Annotated in this window: 18 protein-coding genes and 2 pseudogenes; 9 read left to right on the plus strand and 11 right to left on the minus strand. The window is 70.0% G+C overall.

All coding sequences use genetic code 11. The features are described from left to right. Window positions 1–36 precede the first annotated feature (36 nt). Genes FR742_RS16040 through FR742_RS16055 form a run of 4 tightly spaced genes read left to right on the plus strand, consistent with a single transcriptional unit; the run spans window position 37 to window position 3,777 of the window. A complete protein-coding gene (locus tag FR742_RS16040; protein WP_148031691.1) occupies window positions 37–1,056 on the plus strand; it encodes an ABC transporter substrate-binding protein in 1,020 nt (339 codons plus the stop codon). Further along, the gene (locus FR742_RS16045; protein ID WP_222708948.1) at window positions 1,053–2,039 is read left to right on the plus strand and encodes an iron ABC transporter permease; all 987 of its coding nucleotides are present in this window, start codon (window positions 1,053–1,055) and stop codon (window positions 2,037–2,039) included. The genes FR742_RS16040 and FR742_RS16045 overlap by 4 nt, the downstream gene beginning before the upstream one ends. Next, a complete protein-coding gene (locus FR742_RS16050; protein ID WP_148031692.1) occupies window positions 2,036–3,007 on the plus strand; it encodes an iron ABC transporter permease in 972 nt (323 codons plus the stop codon). The genes FR742_RS16045 and FR742_RS16050 overlap by 4 nt, the downstream gene beginning before the upstream one ends. Then, window positions 3,004–3,777: an ABC transporter ATP-binding protein gene (locus FR742_RS16055; protein WP_187281164.1), complete on the plus strand. Its 774-nt coding sequence runs from the start codon at window positions 3,004–3,006 to the stop codon at window positions 3,775–3,777. Before FR742_RS16050 ends, FR742_RS16055 begins: the two co-directional genes overlap by 4 nt. A gap of 28 nt (window positions 3,778–3,805) precedes the next feature. Here the strand turns inward: FR742_RS16055 and FR742_RS16060 are convergent. Further along, window positions 3,806–3,951, minus strand: a pseudogene (locus FR742_RS16060) (IS5/IS1182 family transposase); the annotation flags it as partial. A gap of 47 nt (window positions 3,952–3,998) precedes the next feature. Here FR742_RS16060 and FR742_RS45815 point away from each other — a divergent pair. From FR742_RS45815 to FR742_RS16075, 4 genes are read left to right on the plus strand one after another with little or no spacing between them, the layout of a single operon-like run. Further along, on the plus strand, window positions 3,999–4,124 hold the full coding sequence (locus FR742_RS45815; RefSeq protein WP_261808563.1) for a hypothetical protein: 126 nt from the start codon (window positions 3,999–4,001) through the stop codon (window positions 4,122–4,124). A gap of 3 nt (window positions 4,125–4,127) precedes the next feature. After that, window positions 4,128–5,006, plus strand: coding sequence for an alpha/beta fold hydrolase (locus tag FR742_RS16065; protein ID WP_148031694.1), 879 nt, complete (start codon window positions 4,128–4,130; stop codon window positions 5,004–5,006). Window positions 5,007–5,015: 9 nt separating this feature from the next. Next, entirely contained in the window at window positions 5,016–5,771 is a 756-nt protein-coding gene (locus tag FR742_RS16070) for an ABC transporter ATP-binding protein (RefSeq protein WP_396989223.1), read from the plus strand. Next, complete coding sequence (locus FR742_RS16075; RefSeq protein ID WP_148031696.1) at window positions 5,768–7,363, plus strand: hypothetical protein; 1,596 nt, start codon at window positions 5,768–5,770, stop codon at window positions 7,361–7,363. The genes FR742_RS16070 and FR742_RS16075 overlap by 4 nt, the downstream gene beginning before the upstream one ends. A gap of 140 nt (window positions 7,364–7,503) precedes the next feature. On the opposite strand, the gene FR742_RS16080 is transcribed toward FR742_RS16075, so the two are convergent. From FR742_RS16080 to FR742_RS16100, 4 genes are all read right to left on the minus strand, one after another. Then, window positions 7,504–7,914 (minus strand): hypothetical protein, encoded by a 411-nt coding sequence (locus FR742_RS16080; RefSeq protein WP_148031697.1) that lies wholly within the window; start codon window positions 7,912–7,914, stop codon window positions 7,504–7,506. A 306-nt stretch (window positions 7,915–8,220) separates the two neighbouring features. Then, window positions 8,221–8,646: a VOC family protein gene (locus FR742_RS16085; protein ID WP_261808564.1), complete on the minus strand. Its 426-nt coding sequence runs from the start codon at window positions 8,644–8,646 to the stop codon at window positions 8,221–8,223. A 542-nt stretch (window positions 8,647–9,188) separates the two neighbouring features. Next, the gene (locus tag FR742_RS16095; protein ID WP_148031699.1) at window positions 9,189–9,572 is read right to left on the minus strand and encodes a GntR family transcriptional regulator; all 384 of its coding nucleotides are present in this window, start codon (window positions 9,570–9,572) and stop codon (window positions 9,189–9,191) included. Next, on the minus strand, window positions 9,569–10,468 hold the full coding sequence (locus FR742_RS16100; RefSeq protein WP_148031700.1) for a hypothetical protein: 900 nt from the start codon (window positions 10,466–10,468) through the stop codon (window positions 9,569–9,571). The genes FR742_RS16095 and FR742_RS16100 overlap by 4 nt, the downstream gene beginning before the upstream one ends. Before the next feature lie 246 nt (window positions 10,469–10,714). Between FR742_RS16100 and FR742_RS16105 the strand changes: the two genes are divergently transcribed. After that, a complete protein-coding gene (locus FR742_RS16105) occupies window positions 10,715–11,722 on the plus strand; it encodes an RNA polymerase subunit sigma-70 (protein ID WP_148031701.1) in 1,008 nt (335 codons plus the stop codon). Window positions 11,723–11,780: 58 nt separating this feature from the next. Here the strand turns inward: FR742_RS16105 and FR742_RS16110 are convergent, their stop codons facing one another. From FR742_RS16110 to FR742_RS16135, 6 genes and pseudogenes are all read right to left on the minus strand, one after another. Then, entirely contained in the window at window positions 11,781–12,344 is a 564-nt protein-coding gene (locus FR742_RS16110; protein WP_148034601.1) for a dihydrofolate reductase family protein, read from the minus strand. 737 nt (window positions 12,345–13,081) lie between these two features. Beyond that, entirely contained in the window at window positions 13,082–13,564 is a 483-nt protein-coding gene (locus FR742_RS16115; protein WP_148031702.1) for a nuclear transport factor 2 family protein, read from the minus strand. A 304-nt stretch (window positions 13,565–13,868) separates the two neighbouring features. Beyond that, window positions 13,869–14,156: pseudogene (locus FR742_RS16120) on the minus strand (DoxX family protein); the annotation flags it as partial. A 43-nt stretch (window positions 14,157–14,199) separates the two neighbouring features. Then, window positions 14,200–15,354, minus strand: a complete 1,155-nt coding sequence (locus FR742_RS16125) for an RNA polymerase sigma factor (RefSeq protein WP_261808565.1) — start codon at window positions 15,352–15,354, stop codon at window positions 14,200–14,202. A gap of 2 nt (window positions 15,355–15,356) precedes the next feature. Beyond that, a complete protein-coding gene (locus FR742_RS16130; RefSeq protein ID WP_148031705.1) occupies window positions 15,357–15,695 on the minus strand; it encodes a YciI family protein in 339 nt (112 codons plus the stop codon). 137 nt (window positions 15,696–15,832) lie between these two features. Beyond that, a complete protein-coding gene (locus FR742_RS16135) occupies window positions 15,833–17,005 on the minus strand; it encodes an MFS transporter (protein ID WP_187281165.1) in 1,173 nt (390 codons plus the stop codon). Window positions 17,006–17,240: the final 235 nt, after the last annotated feature.

The raw sequence follows: 17,240 nt of genomic DNA on the forward strand, positions 1-17,240 counted from the left end.
TCCATTTCGACGATGATTTTCACTACTGGAGGCCCCATGCGCTACGGCGCTTTCTCCATCGGCGGATACCACGCCCGGCCTGCGCTGAGGCGATGCCTCCTCGCCCTGATACCGCTCGTCCTGGTGGCGTCCTGTGGTCAGAGCGCCCCCCAAGCCGGCACCACGGCCACGGCACCTCCACCGGCCGCCACCGCGACCGCTGCCCCGGTCTCCCCGGTCCGCGCGGCCTTGACCATCACCGACCCGCACGGCAAGACGTTCACACTGAAGAAGAAGCCCGAACGCGTCGTCTGCCTGACCGGCCTGTGCGACGACGCCCTCGTCGAGCTGGGCCTGACCCCTGTGGCCACGACCACGCCCGGCCTGCTCTCCCACTCCGCCTACCTGGGCGCGAAGGGCTCCGACGTCCCGGTCATCCCCGGCAGTTTCGGCGGCGAGGACGTCGCCAGGATCGCCGAGGCGAAACCGGACCTGGTGATCGGCCTCGCCGGTGTGCACGACCAGCTCAGGACCGCCGTGGAGAAGTTCGCGCCGCTGTGGGTGGTCCAGGTCAAGTCGTACGACGACTCCATCGGGTACCTGCGCGCGCTCGCCCAGCTCACCGACCGCGGGCAACAGCAGGCCGAGGCCGAGACCCGCTTCCGCGCCAAGCTCGCCGACGGAACGACCCGGTCCAAGGCGGCCGGGCTGGACAAGACGCCGGTCCTGGCGATGTACGGGGGTACCTCCGTGGGCGTCAACACGACCGAAGACGTGCTGGGGCACTTCATGTCGCAGTTCTTCGCCTACCCCTGGCCCAGCAAGGGCGGCGGCTTCGAGACCGCGCAGGCCTACAGCATCGAGGAGATCCTGGCCAAGGCCCCTCAGATCATCTTCATCCAGTCTTTCGGCACCAAGGTCAGCGACCACTACAAGGACAACCCGGTGTGGAAGCGCGTTCCCGCCGTATCGGCCGGCAAGGTGTTCGAGGTGCCGACCGAACTGTGGGCGTCCGGCCGGGGCACCAGGGCGTTCGGCATCATCCTGGACGAAGCGCTCGCCAAGGCCGCCGGGTGAGCGCTGCGCTCGGCGCGCGTCCGGTCGCGCCTTGGGCGACCGGCCTCGGCCTCGCCGTCGCGGCACTGGCCGGCCTCTGCCTCGGCACGCCGTTCGTGGCCCCGCAGGACCTCCTCGCGATGGCTCCCGAGTCGATCGCGCACCTCGTGGTGTGGGAACTGCGCGTGCCCCGCGTGCTGATCGGCCTGGCGGGCGGCGCGGCGATCGGCACGGCCGGGCTCCTGCTGCAGGAGTCCCTCAGGAATCGGCTGGCCGTGCCTGAAATGCTCGGCGTCTCGACCGGGGCCGCGCTAGCGGTGAGCGTATGCGTGATCTGGACGCTGCCCGTGCCGCCCTCGCTCTACCCGCTGGCGGGCCTGTCCGGCGCCGCCCTCGGCGGGCTCGTCACGCTGGCTGCGGCCCGTTCGGGCCGCAGCGCCGGAGGCGTCCTGCTGATCGGCGCCGCCGTCTCGACCGGCATCCAGGCGCTGCTGCTGGCCGTGATGGCTACCGCCGACCGCCTCCAGTACGACATGCTCTTCCGCTATCTCGTCGGCAGCCTGTCCGGTCTGATGTGGGAGCAGGCCTCGGAGACACTGCCGTGGTTCGCCGTCGCGCTCCCCCTCGTCGTGCTGTGCGTCCCCGCGCTCAGCCTGCTGCGCCTCGGTGACGACGCGGCCGCCTCGCTCGGCAGCCGGGTGAACCTCGCCCGTCTCGGGGTGCTCGCGGTGGCCACCCTGCTGATCGGCGCCGTGACCGGGCCGTGCGGCCCGATCGCGTGGGTGGGTTTCCTGGCGCCGGTGCTGGCCAGGCGGTTGCGCCCGCACGCGGGAGCCCGGGGCTGGCTTCCATGGTCGGCCGCGCTCGGGGCTCTGGTCACTGTGACGGCCGACCTGGCCGCCCGGCTGGCCTTCGATCCGGTGGAGACGCCTCTCGGGGCGTGGACGGCGCTGGCCGGCGTGCTGGTGGGGGCCGTACTGCTGCGCCGGCGGGCGACCTCATGACGTCGGCGAGGCCCGCTCGGGGTGTCGCGGCGGCGGCCCTGCTCCTGGCGGTCGCGGCTGTGCACCTGCTCGCCTCCGGTCAGCCGCTCGGCGCGATCACCGGCCTGCTCGACGGCGCCGCGGACGGCCAGGCGGAGAAGATCGTGTGGGAGCTGAGCGTGCCGAGGCTGCTCACCGCCCTGGGCACCGGCGCCGCCCTGGGCGTCGCCGGATACGTGCTGCAGGCCACGCTGCGCAACACGCTGGCCGCGCCCGAGTTCTCCGGCGTGAACCCCGGCGCGGTGCTCGGCATCCTCGGCGGGCTCACCCTCGGCCTGTTCCCCGCCGACTCCGCGGCGGGGGCGCTGCTCGCCGCCCTCGCCGGGGGCGCGCTGGGCGGCGGGCTCACCTGGCTGCTGTCGGCGGGCCGTGACCCGGCCGGCCTGGTGGTGCACGGCCTGCTCGGCAGCGCGCTGCTGGCCGGGCTGACCACGATGCTGCTCGCCTACCAGCCGAGCAGGTTCGGCAACGCGCTGCGCTGGCTGATCGGCTCGGTGGAGGGAAGGGTGTGGGAGCACCTGGCCCTCACCTCCTGGTGGATCGCCGGCGGCATCGCCGTGGCCTGGGCGTGCTCGGGCATGCTGGCCGTCCTGTCGCCCAGCGACGACCACGCCGCCTCTCTCGGTGTGCACCCCGGCCTCGGACGGGCCGTCGCACTGACTGTGGCGATCATGCTTACCGCCGGCGCGGCCAGCCTGGCGGGGGCGATCGCCTTCGTCGGCCTGGCCGCCCCGCATGTCGCGCGCAGACTGGGCGGCCGCGTCCTCACCGTCGCCGTCGTGGGCGCCATCGCGCTCGCGGGCGCTGACAGCCTCGCCCAGCTCGCCGGGCAACTCCTCGACGGCACGCACCGGCTCGGCATCCCGACCGGCGTGATCACCGCACTGGCCGGCGCCGCCGTCCTCATCAAACTGGGAAGATCACAATGAGCGTCAAGGTCGAGGACCTGCACTTCTCGTACACCACCCGCCCGGTCCTGACCGGCATCGACCTCACCCTCGAGCCGGGCGAGTTCGTGGCCCTGGTCGGCGTCAACGGCTGCGGCAAAAGCACGCTGCTGCGCCTCATCGCCGGCCTGCTCAGACCGTCGTCCGGCAGGATCCTGCTCGGCGGGGCGGAGCTGACGTCGCTGTCGCGGCGGCAGGTGGCGCGGCGGCTGGCGGTCCTGCACCAGAGCCTGCCCCCCGTCCCCGCGATGACCGTGCGCCAACTCGTCCGCCAGGGCCGCTATCCCCACCAGGGACCGTTCGGCCTGCTGCGGGAGTCGGACTCCATGGACGAGGCGCTGGAGCTGGCCGGGGTCGCCCATCTCGCCGACCGCGTCCTCGACACGCTGTCCGGCGGTGAGCGTCAGCGCGTCCGGCTGGCGCTCGCCGTGGCCCAGAACACCGGCATCCTGCTCCTGGACGAGCCGACCGCCCATCTGGACATCCGCCATCAGCTCGAGGTCCTGGAACTGGTGCGCGCCCTGCGTGAGATCCGCGGACTCACGGTCGTGACCGTCCTGCACGAGCTGGACCATGCGGCTCGCTTCGCCGAACGCATCGTCGCTCTCCACGAGGGACGGGTCTGGGCCGACGGCGCACCGAAGCACGTGATCACGCCGGAACTCCTGGCTGACGTGTTCGGCGTGGCCGGACGGGTGGTCACGGACGAACTGCACGGGTCACCCCGCTGCCTGCTCGACGCCGCCCTGTAGCCGCTGCCGAGACCGCGTATTCGCAGACCAGGTGGATCTTGCTGGTCAGCCCGCCGCGGGATCGGCCGAGGGCGTTATCTGCCGGCGAGCCTGTGACGAGCCTCCTTTACGGGCACCGGCGGCGTGCTGGTGCGCACGCACGATGGTCGAGTCCACCGCCACCAGCCAATCGAGGGCACCGTGCGCATCGGCCCGGGCCTGCACCGCATGCGGCATCGGCGGTGAACGTGCCGTCCCTGGCCCAGCTGGACAAGATCTCTCCGGAGCCGGGCATCGGCTCCCGTACGGATCTGGCGCGGCCAGTAGTTCTACAGAAGGCGCCCGTAGCCGGGGACGGCATGCTCTGAGACATGCAGAACGTGGACATCTGGAGTGAAGAGTTCGGCGCCGCGACGGACACGCCGATCCTGCTGATCATGGGTTCGATGTCGCAGGGCGTCCTGTGGCCGGACGAGTTCGTCGGTCGCCTGACCGCCGGCGGCCGCCGGGTGATCCGGTACGACCACCGCGACACCGGCATGTCCGGCACGGTCGACTTCGCCGCCGAGCCGTACACGTGGGACGACATCAAGAGCGACGTCTACCGCGTGATGGACGCCCACGGCTTGGAGAGCGCGCACCTGGTCGGGCACTCGGCCGGCGGCCTGCTCGGCCAGCTCATCGCCGTGGAACGGCCCGAGCGGGTCCGTTCGCTGACCGTCATCGCCTCCTCGCCGCTCGGCGGCGGCGAGGGCCAGGTGCTCGTGCGGGCACTGACGGGACAGCCGCAGCCCGAGGGCAGCCTGCCGGAGCCGGCGCCGGAGTTCGTGGACTTCTTCCGCGCCCTGGTGGCCGCCCCACCGGCGCAGGACCGCCGGACGCTCATCGACGGCATGATCGCCGAGCAGCGGGTCCTGCACGGCACCGGACTGCCGTTCGACGAGGACGAGGCCCGCCGGTTGCAGGAGCGCGTCCACGACCGGGCTCGCGACCTGTCGGCTGTGGCCAACCACCGGCTGGCCGCGGCGGCCGACCCCGGCTTCGAGCCGGTGGGCGTACTGGACCAGGTGAAGACGCCCACGCTGGTCATCGAGGGCAGCCACGAGCCGGTCAAGCCGGGTCACGGCGCGATCATCGCCGAGCGGATCCCAGGGGCACGGCTGATGATCGTTGCGGGCATGGGGCACACGCTGCCACCGGAGACCCACCAGGAGCTGGCCGACGCGATCCTCGCCCACACGGCCGAGTGAGGAAGTCTGTTGAACGATCCCTGCGCCCCCGCTATCGAAGTACTGGACCTGACTCAGCGCTTCGGCACCGTGCTCGCCGTCTACCGGCTCAGCCTCAGCATCCCGGCGGGGATGTTCTACGGCATCGTGGGCCCCAACGGGGCCGGCAAGACCACCACGTTGACGGCCATGTGCGGGTTGCGGGAGCCGACCGCGGGCACGATCCGGGTCGCCGGTCATGACCTGCGCACCGCGCGGGAGGCCGCGCTCGCGCAGCTCGGCGTCATGATGGACGGATTGTCCCTGCCCGAGCGGCTGACCGCCGCCGAGGTCCTGCGCTACAGCGCCGGACTGCGCGGCCTGGACGACGGCTGGCGGGCACGGGCCGGCGATCTGCTGGAGATCCTCGGACTCGACGCGGTTCCGCGCACCCTGATCGTGGAGTACTCCACCGGCATGCGCAAGAAGATCAATCTTGCGCTGGCGCTGCTGCACCGGCCCCGGGTGCTCGTGCTGGACGAGCCGTTCGAGGCGATCGACCCGGTCTCGGCCCGCTCCATCGAGCAGGTGCTCAAGCAGTACGTCGACGCCGGCGGCACGGTGGTCCTGTCGAGCCACATCATGGACTTCGTCGAGCGTAACTGCCGTCGGGTGGCGGTGGTGGCCGGCGGCCGGGTGCTGGTTGAAGGGCCGGTGGCGGAGGTGGCCGCGGGCTCGACGCTGAACGAACGGTTCGTCGACCTGGTGGGCGCCGATCCGGTGCGGCCGCTGGAGTGGCTGTCATGACCCGGGCCTTGCTCGCGCTCAAGCTGCGCCTGCTGCGCAACGGCCCGCACAACGAGCGCGCCTTCAGCCTGGTCGCCGGGCTCGTCCTGGCCGCCCTGGTGATCGCGGGCGCGTCATCGACCGCCGATGGCGTGATCCACGAGGGCTGGATCGCCGTGGCGCTCACGGTATGGGGCGGCATGTGGCTGTTCGGGCCGCTGGCCCAGCCTCGCCATGATCCGTCGGTCATCTCCCGCGAGTGGTTGCGCGGTTATCCGCTGCGGTCGTGGCGGCTGGCGCGGGCCCTGTCGTGGACCGAACTGCTGGGCGTCGGCCCGCTGATCACGGTGGCGTGCCTGTCGTCGCTGGCGGTACTGGCCGCGCCGGGTGGCACGGCGGCGGCCGCGACCGCCATCGCCGCGGTCGCGACCCAGCTGTATCTCCTCACCTGGGCGGGCAAGACGGTGGCGGCGCTGGCGTCCTGGCTGCTGCAGACCCGGGCCGGGATGACGCTGGCCGCCGTACAGACCGCGATCATGCTCGCGCTGTCGTTCGCCGGATGGGTGCCGGTCGCGGCCTGGCTGCTGCCGCGTCTCGGCGAGGGGGACACCGCCCTGGTCACCCCCACGGCCGGGAAACTGCCCGAGCCGGTGATCGACGTACTCGCCACCTTGCCCACCGGCTGGGGGTATAGCGCGGCGCTCGCCGCCCGCGACGACGCCGGGACGGGAGCGGTCCTGCTGCCACTGGCGGCGCTGCTGACCTCGGGCGCCCTGTTGCACCTGTGCTGGATCGCGCTGACGGCTCGCGCCCTGCGCCGGCCGCCTCACCGGGCGAGCTCGCGGCGGCCGGCCGTACTGGCGCGTGGGCTGTCCTTGCCGTTCGCGACACCGCGGGTGGCCGCGGTCGTCTCGCGAGAGCTGGTCACCTGGCTACGTGACCCGGCGCGCGGCGTCGAGCTGCGCAGCGCCTGGCTGACACCGCTGCTGATGGCGCTCATCATCGCCTTCACCGACTGGAGCTGGGCGCTGCCCCTGGTAGGCACAGCAGCCGCCGTGTTCGGCGCGATGGTCGCGATCAACACCTATGCCCTGGACGGCACGGCCCTGTGGCAGCTCCTCACCACACCGGGCGCCCTCAAGGCCGACGTGCACGGACGGATGGCGGCGTGGGCGCTGCTGTTCGGCCTGCCGGCCATCGCGCTGGCGGCCGTGCTGTGGGCCGCGACCGGCTCACCCTTGGGAGGTGCCGCCCTCGGCGGCGCCATCACCGCGGCCGCGGCGGGTTGCGCCGGGGCGCCGTTGCTCGCGCTCGTGATGCCGGCCGTGGGCACCGACGCCCGCGACCGCATCTACCCGGGACAGCGAGCGGGCGATCCGACGGGCGGACAAATGACGATCTTCCCCGTGGTCCTGCTGGCCGCCATCCTGCCCGGCGTCATCGGCGGTTCGTGGTGGGGGAGCGTCCTGGTCGCCGTCCTGGTGTCCACCGTTCTGGGCGCGACACCCGCGCTCACCGTGCGCCTGCTCCAGCGGCGCGGCACGGGCCTGCTGGAGGCGATGACCACCCGCGACACCGGGCTCGTGCGCGCAGCCGCCCGCACGAAGAGCTGACCTACCCGGCCGCTCCATGATCCCTTCACCGGTCACCGGCGTCCGCTCAGGCCACGGAGAGGTCGAGCCGGGTTTCCATGTCCAGCTGGAACCGGCCGTTGAGTTCGAGACAGTCGTCAGCACTGAGCGGCGCTGCGGCGTCAATAGCAACGCATGTCCAACCAGGTGCCGTCGTACATGCCGTCCAGGTGGAGAATCATGGAGTTCGTGGCGGAGGTGCCATCCACAGGGGTGCCGGACTCGTCGAATGGTGTGTAGGCGACCAGCTCGTAGTCGCCGAGGTCTCCGTCGGGGTCCTCGATCTTCGCCTGGCGGTAGTGGTTCAGCACCTCCTGGATGGGCCGGTCGGTGGAGAGCTCGAAACGGATGGTGTACCAGCAGTCGCCGGAGTCGCCGCTCACCTCGACGTGCCGGTCGAAGTACCCGAGGTCCGCTCCCGCCGGCGGAGGATACTCCTGGATCCGGTCCACCATGCGCGCCAGCCGGTGGTCATCGATCCATGCCGGCGCCTTGACGATCGCCGCGAGCAGCAGGAGCGGCACTAACGCCACGGCCAGGCAGCCGATTCGGCGGGCCGTTCGTGACCGTCTGGACTCTTGCGGTGGTACGGGTGCGGGCGGGTCCGGGGGGATCGACATGGATCACATGATCGCGTACCCCGTTCCCCCTCTCGCATGAAGTCCCGCTCTGCTCGGCGACGGCTATCGCATCGACCGTCGTCGCGCAGGCGCTCCTGCGCGACCAGCACACCCGACGCGCAGCTGATCAGATCGACATCGAGGGGCCGTCCGGCAGCACGACACCACCACCAGAAGGGAATGGGTATAGCCGGCCGGACTCTTCCTCCTGCCTGCCACTCAGCCGAGGCAGAACTCGTTGCCCTCGACGTCTTGCATGACCAGGCACGACTCGTTCTCCTCATCGGCAGGCAGGAGCCGTACGCGTACCGCGCCGAGCGGGATCAGCCGAGCGCATTCGGCCTCAAGGGCCGCCAGGCGCTCCTCCCCCACCAGCCCGGTGCCGACCCGCACGTCAAGGTGCAGCCGATTCTTGACGACCTTCCCTTCGGGAACGCGCTGAAAGTACAGCCGCGGACCCGCGCCCGAGGGGTCACTGCATGCGAACCATGAATCCCGCTGCTCAGGCGGCAGCGTGCGATTGAAGTCGTCCCAACTGGCGAACCCCTCCGGTGGCGGCGGCGGGACGTACCCCAGCACCTCACACCAGAAACGAGCAACGCGCTCAGGTGATGCGCAGTCGAAGGTGACTTGAATCTGCCTCACTGATGCTCCCACGGACCAATCCTCCCATGGGTTGCCATACGTCCCGCGATCACCCACTCAGATGATCGGAGGGACCACGCGAGGGTCGGGTCTGATCAAGAGCGGCTGTCCTTGATCGCGCTTGTGACGCCTCCCTCCAGGGCGCCGGGATTGGATCACCACGGCGTCTGGCGGGACGTGCTGATGGTCGAGCGCCGCAGCGCCGTGACCGGAATCTGAGCCGCCGCCGCTCAGGCCCGCCGGCCGGGAACATCTGCGGCCGCCCCCACGTCCCTGCGTTCCCGCCCTCCCCCTACCCTCATGATTTTGATGTATGTCAATATAGAGAAGCATCGATATAGAGGGCGTGTGGAACCGCTGGAGCTTTTGGAGTGCAGCCCGCCGCTGACCCGCGAGCCGCTGGACGCCGCGCCGGCGGCGAGGTGTGCGTGTGGGACATCCTCTCCCAAGCCGCACTGCAGGTGTCGGCCTTCGACATCGCCTCCCTACCTTGGGAATGCCCGGCGACCACAACGTGGAGACAAGCCCGAATCAATGATCCTTCAGCGGCCCGTGACCGCATCCAGGGCCGACTTGGCCTGCTGCAACGCGCGGGCGGCGTCGACGCCAAGCTGCCGCGCCTGGACGGCGAACACCTGCGCCGCCTCCGCCAGGCGCTGCTCAGCGTCCACGCCGAGGGCGGAACCGGGAGTTTCGCGGACGTAGGTCCCGTGCCGCCCGCGGGTCTCGATGACGCCGTCACGCTCGAGCTCGCGGAAGGCTCGCGCGACCGTCGCCGTGGCCAGTCCCAGGTCCCGGGCGAGCTGCCGGATGCTGGGCAGGCGGGTCAGCGGCGGCAGCACGCCGGTGGCGGCCATAGTGGCGATCTGCGCCCGCAACTGCTCGTACGGAGGAAGCGGTGAGGCGGGGTCGAGATGGAGGATCATGTCGCCGTCCGGTCGACTGTGTCCATCGGCGAGGCCGCCTCACCTGACGTGTGGCGCCTGACCGGCCACACGCGCGGATGCCCGACGCGCTGCCAGCTCAGAGGGACGCCCACGAACACGCACGCCACCCCTGCCCACGGCAGGATGATCCGCAGGGCCTGGCCCTCGATGCCGCCCCCGATGGAGAAGAGCTCGTATCCGAGGAACAGGAACATCATGCCGAGACCGGCACCGGCCATCCGGTGGATCGTCGTGGAGCGCAGGGCATCGTCCAGCCTCATCTGTGACTCGGATCCCACGGGCTGACGCCGGTGCACGATGAACCAGAGCGATGCCTCCATCAACACCAGCACGACCGCCGCCGTCACCGCCGGTACGGGCCCGAACCCGAACCCGGCGCGGAGGTGGCCGGCGAGGAACCAATGACCGATCACGCCCACGGCGATGGTGGCCAGGCCCACGACACGGATGAGGACCAGCGCCGGGCGCCCGATGTAGTCGGCCACCCGCCTGGGCACGAGGGCGGCCGCCTTCTGGGTACGTGGACGGGTCCAGGTCACCTCGGCCAGGACCGCCCCGAGCAGGTACCCCACCAGCCAGGACGGCGACCCCAGCAAGTCGAACGGGAAGGGCGGGGACGGCTGGGCGTAGACCAGCGCCCAGACGATGCTCGTCGTACCTCCCAAGAACAGCGGGATGACGAACCCGACAGTGCGCAGACACCGGCTGCGGTCGAGGTAACGGCTCGCCTCGTCCCAGTCAAGGCCGGTGGCGGGCAGGCCATGGCCGGCGGCCCACTCGACCACTTGGGCGCGGCGGTGGGGACGGAAAGCCCGGTACAGCAGCAGCACCACGATGGCCAGGAAGATCGCGATCCACAGACTCCAGCCGACCATGGCCACCCCAAATGTACTAATGACGCAGCACATTAGCACGCAACTCGGAACCTCGGGGTTGCCTGAACGGTGACTTCGGTGTTGCGTTGCAGACCCGGAGAATCGGCGCCCGCCGTTCACACGGTCGGCGAAGATGAACCCGTGTCCTGGATCCAGGCCCGGTGTAAGCGGCTTCACCGATCAGAAATCCTCCGCCACGTCGTCAGTTCTGTAAGCCCTCTCGTACCGGTGGAAGGATTGACGACCATGACCGACGCCACACTGCAAGGCGCCGACGAGGCCACGTTCATCGCGGCGGCCCGCTCAGGCGACACGGCGCGGTTCGCACTCATCACGGAGCGCCACCGGCGTGAGTTGCAGGTGCACTGCTACCGGATGCTCGCGAACTACGAGGACGCCCAGGACATGACGCAGGAGACGTTCCTGCGAGCATGGAACAAGCGAGAGTCGTTCAAGGGCCACGCGGCCCTGCGGACCTGGCTGTACCGGATCGCGACGAACGCCTGCCTCGACTTCCTGGAGAAGCGCAACGACCGCACACCCGTGCCATCCAAGCTGCCGGACCCCGGCTCCGAGATGCTGTACCTGCAGCCGTACCCCGACCAGATGCTCCCCGAGGACCCACAGGAATCGGTGGTGGCGCGGGAGACGATCGAGCTGGCGTTCATCGTCGCCGTCCAGCACCTGCCGCCGCGGCAACGGGCGGCGTTCATCCTGCGCGACGTCCTCGGCTGGCCGGCGTCGAAAGCAGCCGACGCCCTCGAACTGACCGTCGCATCGGTGACCAGCGCACTGCAGCGGGCCCGTGTGACGATGCGCGAGCAACTGCCCGACCGCCGCCTCGACTGGCGAAGCCCCGCCACCCACGAGCTGTCGGATGACGAGCGCGGCGTGGTGAAGTCGTACATGGACGCCCATGAACGCAACGACCTCGACAGGCTGATGGCCCTGCTGCGCGACGACCTGCGCTTCACGATGCTGCCCGATCCGGGCACCCTGGTCGTCACAGCCAAGGACGCGGTGGACGGCTGGGTCTCCAGTGGGCTCTTCCAGCGCGGCTACGACGACTGGCGCTGCGCCGCCACCACGGTCAACCACATGCCCGCCGCCGCGCTGTACCTCCGCACCCCCGACGACCCGGAATACCGGCTGTTCAACATCGCGGTCCTGCACATCGTCGACGGGAAGATCGCCGAGCTCACCGGATTCGACGCCACCGACAAACCATGGCTGGACCTGCCCCCGACACTGTGATCAGACGAGTCCAGCGCACGGGCCGCCCCGCCGACGTTGCCGGCGGGGCGGCCCGTGCTCATCGCCTCGTCTCGTATCGGGTCAACACCAGGCCGCCGGAAAACGTCCGCGTCTCCACCAGGCTCAGGTTCACCCAACTGTCCAGGGCCGTGAAGAACGGCGTGCCACCGCCCAGCAAGACCGGTGCGGTGACCAGCACATACTCGTCGATCAGCCCGGCCCGCATGGCCGCTGCGGCAAGTGTGGCGCCAACGATGTCCATCGGGCCGCCGTCCTCGGCCTTGAGCCGGGTGATCTCAGTGACCGCGTCGCCGGTGACCAGACGGGTGTTCCAGTCGACCTTGTCGATCGTCGACGAGAACACCACCTTGGGCATGTCCCGCCAGCGGCGGGCGTACTCGATGTGCGCTGGTGTGGCGCCGGGCTGCTGGTCGGCGGTCGGCCAGTGGGAGCTCATCGCCTCCCACAGTTTGCGCCCGTACAGCGCCAGGCCGGTCGCCTCCACCCGGTCGGACCACCACTGGAACAGCTCGTCGCTCGGCACGCTCCAGCCGAGGTCATCACCGGGCGCGGCGACGTAGCCGTCCAGGCTCAGGTTCATGCCGTAGGTCAGTTTCCGCATCATGTCAGCCTTCCGTGAGTCGATCTCACACGTACAGACGGGCACGACGCGGAAACCTAATCGGTGCGCGATCCGCGTCCACAGGGAGCCCTTGGCGTTCCGAACTCAGCACGGCGCACTCGGGCGCTACCGACCAGATCTCGATTCCACCCTCACAAACGCCCGGTCACACAGCTACAGCGCCGGGCCCTGTCACCGCGCTGGAGATCGCCAAGCAATTCCCGGCGGTGCCCGATGCCGCGAACCGCCGTATCGCCGGAAAACCGGGTCGGCGCAATGAGGAGCGAGCACCACTACTGTTGCCTGGCCCGGTAACAGTGGCGTTCTCACTGATCCGCGGCGAGCTCGCTATCTGGTGCGATTTTGTTGTTGTGGTTGTCAGGTATGAGAGCAGGATTTTCACCAGCCCAGGCCCTTTACAATGTAGATTTCTAAGCTAGCTCCGCTCCACAACCACATCGATGATCACGTGCTGTTGTCCTCGACACCCAGTGCACAATCCGCGTAAGCCAGCACCTTGCATCGCTCCCCTGCCCCTCGTCGTGCAGCAGCAATACGGTCCCGCTCCCCCACCCTGCACATGACTCGCGTTGTGGCCCAACTTCGGCCGCCGCATCGGGCGCAGGCGGACGACCTCCCCGACCGCACCCACACCTGCGGCCGACCCCTGCGCGCTGCTCCCTGCAGATCCGCCCAGCACATACGGCGTTCGGATGGTCGCGCGGTTATCGGGCTTCTTACGCAGAGGAGGCGTTCACGGCCTCTAGGTCGGCGGAGTCCCAGGTCACGTGAGGCGAGCCCGTCAGCGCAGTGGTGTCGAGGTATTTAGGTTCGAGGACGCGCTCGGTGAACTTCCAGCCATCCGGAGTGCGCTGGTAACGGTCGTGGAACAGGCCGTACATGACGACCGACCTGCCGTCGCGCTGGCGACCGATCTCGAAGACGGATTCCCGGCCGGTCGCGGTGTCGCCATCGAGTTGGATCGTGCCCGGGTGCACGGTCTGCACCCAGAACTCCCACGCATCCTGCAGCCGTTCGATACCGGCGCGGATCTCCTTCCGCCCGGTGAACTCGACGCCGGCGGGAGGGATCCGCCACACCGCGTCCCTGGTGAACAGCGACGCGAAACGGTCGTAGTCGCCGTTCATCGCCGCGTCGACGTGTTCGCCCCGCAGCGCCTCGATCTCGACGCGGTCGGCGACAGTCTGCAGATCTTTCATCGGTTTCCTCTCTCCTGCGAACGTGATGGCTAGGTCTGAGGGCTGTATATGAAACTTCTTGCCGCGGTGGCGGGTACGGATCATTGACGAATGAGTCCGGCGCGTCGGGACGGCCGGCGAACGTGATGGGGCTCACACTGCAGTGGCGAATCGGCGCAGCGGCATGTCCTCTTTGCCACACCTGACCAACACCCACTCCGCGGCAGCTCCGCTCCGCAACCCTGATGAGCCAGATGGGGACATTCTCAAGCCGTCCAAAACTCGAGCCGTCGCGTACGAACTGATCTCGGTTGGGGCCGGAACCTCAGTAGTAGGCCACGTTCACGACCAAGGCGGCCGCCGCCAGTGCGAAGAACACGGACCAGGCGCCGAAGTGGTGGTCACGAGCCCGCAGATGAACGCAGAACGCGCCGAGGAAGTACAACACGAGGCCGGCGGCGGCGAGCAGGCCCAGCGCCGGAACGGCGAACCCGGCCAGCAGTCCCAGCGAGCCCGCCGCCAGCATCAAGCCCAGCGGGAGCGTCCAGGAACGCGGCACGCGAAGCTGGTCCGCCTGCTTCTTGGGGTAGTCATAGCCGATGAGGTTGGCGAGGGCGGCTGCCGAGACCCACCCGACCTCGGGGGGACCGGCCGGCTCAGAGCTGTTCGAGGCGCCGGGTCAGAAACCGCCGCTCAGGGGTCGAGTCGGCCAGCTCAAGGGCGCGCCCGTAGGCCGTCCTGGCCTCGGCGTCACGGCCCAGACGCCGCAGCAACTCCCCGCGCGTCGAGTGGAAATACAGGTAGCCGTCCAGGTCGAGGCCATCGACGGCACGCAACGCCACGGCGGGATCGCCTGCCTGGGCGACCGCCACGGCACGGTTGAGCTCGACCACCGCCGAGCCGGTCAGGTCGGCCAGCCGCCGGTACAGCTCGGCGACCTGCGGCCAGTCGATCCGCTCACGCGCCTGGAGCGAGGCGATGGCGGCCTGCACGACGTACGGGCCGCGCCCGCCCAGCGCCATCGCCCGATCCAGCGCCGCCCGGCCCGCCGCGATCTGTCGCAGGTCCCACAACGACCGATCCTGATCGTCGAGCAGTACGAGATCGTCACCGGAGAACCGGGCCCGCCGCCGCGCGTGGTGGATCATCATCAGCGCCAGCAGCCCGTGTGCCTCTGGCTCTCGCGGCATCAGCCCGGCCAGCACCCGCCCCAGCCGGATGGCCTCGGCGCCGAAATCGACCCGGCCGCTGTAGCCCTCGTTGTAGATCAGGTAGATGACCGCCAGCACCGCGTCGAGCCGTTCGGGCAGCAGATGCGCGCCCGGGACCGCGAACGGGATCCCGGTCGCCTTGATCTTGGCCTTCGCGCGGGTCAGGCGCCGCTTCATGGTCTCCTCCGAGACCACGAACGCTCGGGCGATCTCCGCGGTCTGTAGGCCGCCGAGTGCACGCAGCGTGAGCGCCACCTGCCCCTCCAGCGGCAGCGCCGGATGACAGCAGGTGAAGATCAGCTCAAGCCGCTCGTCCTTGATCAGCGTGTCGTCGAATTCGTCCATGATGGCCTCCGGCGCCGCCAGCAGGATCTTCTGGGCCAGGGTGCGCTCCCGGCGGATCCGGTCGATCGCCCGGTTCCTGGCCGTCGTCACCAGCCACGCGCCCGGAGCGGCCGGCACGCCTGAAGCCGGCCAGCGCTCCGCCGCGATGGCGAAGGCCTCCTGCGCCGCCTCCTCAGCCCGGTCGAAGTCACCGAGGAACCCGACCAGCGAGGCCAGCACCCGGCCCCACTGCTCGCGGAACACCTCCTCCAGCACGCTCAGAGCCGCACCACCGGCCTGACCTCCACGGTGCCGCCGAACCGTAAGGCCGGGACGCGCGCCGCCCATTCGAGCGCTTCGTCCAGGTCGGCGGCCTCTATCAGGCAGAAGCCACCCAGCACCTCCTTGGTGTCGGCGAACGGGCCGTCGGTCATCAGCGTCCGGCCGCCGGACAGCCGCACGCAGGTCGCCGTCTCCGCGGGCTGCAACTGCGCGGCACTGACGTAGCGGTCGTCGCCGGCCATCGCGAAATACTCGGCGTAGGCCGCCTCACGCTCCTCATCCGACGACGTCTCCAGGTAGCCGGGCTCGGCATAGATCAGCAGGGCGTACTGCATCGCGACCTCCAAGGCAGTGGGCTCTCATCAGTACGACGAACGAGCGGCCGCGCAGGGGACACCACCCGTATTTTGCCAAGGTAACGATTTCCCGCCCGCCCCCTGACTCGGTCGCGCTTGCGGCCCCAGCATCGTGATCAGGTGGACGGGGGCGAGGCCCTGACGGCCCTGTTCCAGGCCAGCAGTACCGGCACTCCCGCGATCAGTCCAGCGGCGCCGGCTATCGCAAGGCCGTACTGCGGTCCGGCCGTTTCGACGAGAAGGCCGCCGAGCAGGATGCCCAGCCCCTGGGCGGCGACCATGCCGGAGGAGGCCAGGCCGACCGCCTGTCCCCTGCTCTCCGGCGGAGCGATCCTCACGTACTCCGCGTTGGCCGCCACGTGGTAGCCGGTGAGCACCCCGCACACCGTCCACAGGAGCAGCAGGGGCACGTAGCCGGGGTCCGCCGCGCTGGCCACCAGCGGCACGCCGGCCAGCACCGCCATGGGGGCCATCAGCGCCATCCGCCGCGATTCGGTGAGGAATCGGGACAGCACGAACACGCCGATGACGTTGCCCGCGGACAGGGCGGCCATGAGGAGCCCGGCTTGCGTGGTGCCCAGGCCCAACGAGGCGGCGTACGGCACCGCGATCGCCTCGGGGATGACGTGGAAGCCCGACAACATGGCCAGGCCGAGCAGGCTGCGCAACGCGCGATGCCCGGCCACCAGCCGCAGCCCGCCGAGGAGGGAGACCGGCTGCTTTCCCGCGGCCGCCGGGCGCCGGCGCACTGTGGCCAGAGTGAGTGACGCGGCGGCGGCGAACGTGGCCGCGTTGACGAGGATGGCCGTTTCCGCGCCGACCAGCGCCACCACGATGCCGCCGCCGGCGAAGCCGAGCAGCGTCACGACCTGGTCGCTGAGCTGGTGGACCGCCACTCCGGTCTGGTAGAGCTCGCGGGGCACCACTTCGGGCGTCAGCGAGACGCGTGCCGCCCTGCTCGGCGAGTCGAGCAGTTGGGAGGCGAAGACCAGGGCGCACAACGCGGGCAGCGGGAGGCCGGGCAGTGCGATGAATCCGATGAGGACGGTCCTGATCGCATCGCAGGCGATCACGACCCCGCGTCGCGGGTAGCGGTCGGCCAGCCAGCCCAGCGCGGGCCCTCCGATCAGCGCGGGCACGAACGTCATCGCGTAGACGAGCGTGGTGACGGCGGCCGAGCCGCTGCGCTCGTAGGTGAGGACGGCCAGCGCGACGCGCGCCAGCTGGCTGCCCGCTCGCGACAGTAACCCGCCCAGCCATAAACCGCGAAACTCGCCTATCGCGAGCACTTTGGCGTACGACGATTCCGTCCGGTCCTCCTCGGCTGTCCTCGACGAACCAGCACTGCGGCAGGTCCTGCCATGTTCCGGCAACCGCGCGGGCAGGCGCCGGCTCACCGCGGTGGGTGGTGACCCGCCTGTTTCGTCGCAGACATCACCACTCCACTGCGGGATCACCTCGTCAGGTCCAGATGGGGTCGCGTCGCATCGGCCGCACCTCCTTTCAGGACAGGACGCCGTCCGC

Origin of the sequence: Nonomuraea sp. C10, assembly GCF_008017515.1 — a bacterium.
Classification (GTDB): Bacteria; Actinomycetota; Actinomycetes; order Streptosporangiales; family Streptosporangiaceae; genus Nonomuraea; species Nonomuraea ferruginea.